Raw genomic sequence first — 4,326 nt, 5'->3', positions numbered from 1 at the left:
CTCCGGGCCCCGCCGATCCCGCGACCACCGTGCTTCCCAAGCTCATACCGGCGCCCGCGACGGCGGTACCCCCGCTGGTGTCCACGTCCCGCCCCTCCACCGACGCGTTCGCCGCCCCCGAGGCCCTCCAGGTACCGGCCCAGCGCACGGCGCCGAGCGAACCCTTGCCCTCCGAAGCCGCCCGTCCGACAGCACCGCCCGAGGAACAGCAGCGGGCTGAGGAGCAGCAGCGGGCCGAACAGCTCTGGTCCGAGGAGCAGCACCGGCCCGAGGAGCAGCAGCGGGCTGAGGAGCAGCAGCGGGCCGAGCACCGGGCCGAGGAACAGCGCCGCGCCGAGCAGCACTGGGGTGAGCAGCAGCGCCGGGCCGAGAACCCGTTGGCGGCGCCGCACCCCGAGCCCGGGTCCTTCCGGTCGTTCGCCGAAGAGGCGCACCGGCCCGAGGCCGAGCCCGACTCCGACCTCGACTCGGACCCGGAGTTCCTCCGGCCGTTCATCCAGGAACTGCCGCACTCCGAAGCCGAGTCGGCCCCCGAGCACTCCCGACCCTTGCCGCACGATGCCGCCCGTCCCGGGCCAGGCCCCGAAGCCGCCCGGTCGTTCCCCCACGAGGCCGCCCACCCTGAGCCCGCCTCCGCTCCCGGCTCCGAAGCCGCCCAGTCACTCCCTCGCGAGGCACCGCATCCCGCCCCCGGCCCTGAAGCTGCCCGGCCGTTGCCCGGCGAGGCAATCAGGCCCGAGCCCGGCTCTGGCCCTGAGGCCGCGCGGCCGTTCCTCGACGAGGCGCCCCGACCCGAGCCCGGTTCCGAAGCCGCCCGGCGGTTGCCCGGCGAGGCGACCATGTCTGAGCCTGCCCCCGGCCCTGAGGCCGCGCGGGCGTTGCCCCACGAGGTGCCCCGACACCAGCCCGGCCCCGAAGGCACCCGGCCGTTGCCTCGCGAGGCAATCAGGCCTGAGCCCGCCCCCGGCCCTGAGCACGTCTCCGGCCCTGAGGCTGACCATGCCTTGCCTCACGAGGCGTCTCGGACTCAGACCGGCCCCGAGGCCGCGCGGTCGTTCGGCGATGAAGTGTCCCGGTCCGAGCCCGGATTCGAGTCCGGCCGGGCGGCGGTCCATGGCGTGCCGCAGGCTGAGGTCGAGTCTCTTCGGGCGGATATGCCGGACGCGTCCGAGGGAGGGGGCGAAGCCTCCGGGTCGTACGTGCCGGACGCCTTCCGGCCCGCCGTTGACTTTCCTCGGGCCTCTCGTCCGGACGCCCCTCAGGAGGAGTCTCCCGAGGCTGCCCCGGAGCCGTTCCGGGCGTTCGGGCCCGCGAGCTTGGTCTCGGTGGAGCCCGCCCCGGAGGGGTCGCCCGATGCTGTGCTTGTGCGGCGGACGATGGCCGCTATCGGGGACGTCTCCGACAAGGTGACCTCGTATTTCTACGCGCTTCTTTTTGTACGCCACCCCGACCTGAGGTCCTTGTTCCCGCCCGCGATGGATGCGCAGCGGGACCGGCTGCTCAAGGCGCTGCTGACGGCGGCCGAGCATGTCGACAACACGCCGGTGCTCGTGGAGTACCTCCAGAACCTGGGCCGGGGACACCGGAAGTACGGGACGCGGCCGGAGCACTACCCGGCGGTCGGGGAGTGCCTGATCGAGGCGCTCGCGAAGTACGCCGAGTCCGTGTGGAACCCGGAGACGGAAGCGGCGTGGGTACGGACGTACACGACGATCTCGCAGGTGATGATCGACGCGGCGGCCGTGGATGAGCTGCGCGCCCCGGCGTGGTGGCAGGCGGAGGTCGTCTCGCACGAGCTGCGGACGCAGGACATCGCGGTCATCACGGTCCGCCCCAACCAGCCGTACCCCTTCCTGGCCGGCCAGTACGCGAGCCTGGAAACCCCCTGGTGGCCAAGGATCTGGCGGCACTACTCCTTCGCCTCGGCCCCCCGCTCCGACGGCCTGCTCTCGTTCCACGTGAAGGCCGTCCCCGCCGGCTGGGTCTCCAACGCGCTCGTGCACCGCGCCCAGCCCGGCGACGTGATCCGGCTGGGCCCGCCCGCCGGGACGATGACGGTCGACCACACCCGTGACAGCGGCCTGCTCTGCCTCGGCGGCGGCACCGGCATAGCCCCGATCAAGGCCCTCGTCGAGGACGTCGCCGAACACGGCACCCGGCGCCGGATGGAGGTCTTCTACGGCGCCCGCACCGACCACGACCTCTACGACATCGACACGATGCTCAGGCTCCAGCAGTCCCACTCCTGGCTGGAGGTACGCCCGGTGGTCGACAAGCACGGCCTGCTCCAACTCCCCGACGCCATCCGCACGTTCGGCCCCTGGGACCAGTACGACGCGTACCTCTCGGGCCCGGTCGGCATGATCCGCAGCGGCGTGGACGCACTGCGCGGCGCGGGCATCCCGAAGGAACGGATACGGCACGACTCCGTCGCGGAACTGGTCGCCGCCGGATAGGGGTTCCGTCAGCCGAGATCGGGGGCGTGCATCGCGCGCACGCCCTCGATGTTGCCGTCCAGATAGTGCCGCAGCGACAGCGGGACGAGGTGGACGGAGGCGATCCCGACGCGAGTGAAGGGCACCCGGACGATCTCGTAGTCGCCGATCGGCTCGTCGACCTCGGGGCCGTGCCGCAGACCGGGGTCCATCGACTCCAGATGGCAGACGAAGAAGTGCTGCACCTTCACGCCGGTCGCGCCGCCGTCCTCGCCGATGTGCTCGACGGTGTCGACGAAACAGGGGACCACATCGGCGATCTTCGCGCCGAGTTCCTCGTACACCTCGCGGTGCAGGGCGTCCACGACGGTCTCGTCCTCGGGCTCGACACCCCCGCCGGGGGTGACCCAGTAGGGATCGAGGCCGGGTTTGGTGCGCTTGATCAGGATCAGGTCGTCACCGTCCAGCAGAACGGCGCGTGCGGTGCGTTTGACCACGGGTCGGACGGTCATGGGAGGAATGTGGCCCGCTTGGTTCCACGTGAAACATCGCACCCCGGTGCCGGGCTCGGTTTCACGTGAAACATCAGTGCCACGCTGCCGCCGCCCGCAACAACTGCTCGTGCGCCCGCGCAATGTGCGGCATCGCCAGCGTCCCCGTCCGCACGACGAGGAAGTACGTCCGCAAGGGCGGCACCGCCGGTTCGTGCAGCGCCACGACGGCGCCCCGCTCCAGAGCGTCCGCGCAGAGATAGCGCGGGAGGACAGCGAGCCCCGCCCCCGCGACCGCGCACGCGAGAACCGCCCGCAGATCGGGGACGACCACCGTGCCGGAGGCGGCCGGAAGCGAGTCGAACACGGAGGCCCAGTAGCGGGAGACAAGGGGCAGCGACTCGTGGACCTCGACGACGGGGAGGTTCTCCAGGACGCCGGTACCGATCCGCTCCGCCCACCCCGGCGCCGCGACCAGCACATGCTCCTCGTCGCACAGCGGTGTCGCCGTGAACAGCGGCCCCCGTGGACGCGCCGTGCTGATCGCCAGGTCGTGATGGCCCGCCGCGAGCCCCTCCAGGACCTCTTCCGCCGTGCCGAAGGAGGCGCGCAGGGCGAGGGCCCGGCCGTCCTCGCCGGTGAGTTCGGTGAGCGCGGGCAGGGCCTGCTCGGCGGTGAACTCGGGCGGCCCGGCGAGGTGCAGGGTCCGCAGCGAGGAGTCCTCGTGGAGCCCGGTCTCGGCGATCTCCACGAGCGCGTCGAGGTGCGGCGCCGCCTTGTGCGCGAGTTCGTCGCCGATCGTCGTCGGCGTGACGCCCCGGGGCCGGCGCAGGAACAGCGGCCGGCCGACCTGCTGTTCCAGGGCCCTGATCTGCGAGGTGACGGCGGGCTGGGAGAGGCCGAGCAGCGCGGCGGCGCGGGTGAAGGAGCCGGCCCGGTGCACGGTCACGAAGGTGCGCAGCAAGGCCAGATCCACAGCCCGCCCCCTTTCGGCGCCAACGATAAATATGGCGATAGGGCCCTGCCGCTACTGTGATTGGACACTGACACTGAGTCAACTAGCCTGGTTCGCGCGGTTCTTGACGCACGGAACCGAGGGGCGGTCCGAACCACGAGGGGGGAGGCCCGGACCGCCCGCAGCACCAGGGCGCGACCGCCCGCAGCACAGCGCCGTACAGGACGCCCGGCCGGCCCCCTCAGCCCCCCGATGCCCCCGCCTCCCCCAGCGCCCGCAGCACGTCCGCGACCAGGTCCTCCGTGTCCTCCGTGCCGACGGAGAGCCGTACGAAGCCGTCCGGGACCGCGTCGCCGCCCCAGCGGCCACGGCGTTCGGCGGTGGAGCGCACCCCGCCGAAGCTCGTCGCGTCGTCCACGAGCCGCAGCGACTCCAGGAACCGTTC

At 72.4% G+C, this 4,326-nt stretch carries 4 protein-coding genes and 1 pseudogene; 1 reads left to right on the top strand and 4 read right to left on the bottom strand.

Annotation, left to right across the window (positions count from 1 at the left end):
* Positions 1-608, bottom strand: a 608-nt coding sequence (locus AOK24_RS49475) for a hypothetical protein (RefSeq protein ID WP_206191359.1), incomplete at its 3' end; no start/stop codon positions are given.
* A 231-nt stretch (positions 609-839) separates the two neighbouring features.
* Here AOK24_RS49475 and AOK24_RS41475 point away from each other — a divergent pair.
* Positions 840-2,456, top strand: a complete 1,617-nt coding sequence (locus AOK24_RS41475; RefSeq protein WP_420876728.1) for a globin domain-containing protein — start codon at positions 840-842, stop codon at positions 2,454-2,456.
* A gap of 8 nt (positions 2,457-2,464) precedes the next feature.
* Here AOK24_RS41475 and AOK24_RS41470 read toward each other — a convergent pair whose 3' ends face one another.
* From AOK24_RS41470 to AOK24_RS41460, 3 genes and pseudogenes are all read right to left on the bottom strand, one after another.
* Positions 2,465-2,947, bottom strand: a complete 483-nt coding sequence (locus AOK24_RS41470; protein WP_010354101.1) for an NUDIX domain-containing protein — start codon at positions 2,945-2,947, stop codon at positions 2,465-2,467.
* Between the two features lie 73 nt (positions 2,948-3,020).
* Positions 3,021-3,902: a LysR family transcriptional regulator gene (locus AOK24_RS41465; protein ID WP_055725056.1), complete on the bottom strand. Its 882-nt coding sequence runs from the start codon at positions 3,900-3,902 to the stop codon at positions 3,021-3,023.
* 220 nt (positions 3,903-4,122) lie between these two features.
* Positions 4,123-4,326, bottom strand: a pseudogene (locus tag AOK24_RS41460) (PLP-dependent transferase); the annotation flags it as partial.

This window comes from Streptomyces niveiscabiei (assembly GCF_001419795.1).
Taxonomy (GTDB): Bacteria; Actinomycetota; Actinomycetes; order Streptomycetales; family Streptomycetaceae; genus Streptomyces; species Streptomyces niveiscabiei.
This window is presented reverse-complemented; position numbering and strand designations above follow the sequence as displayed.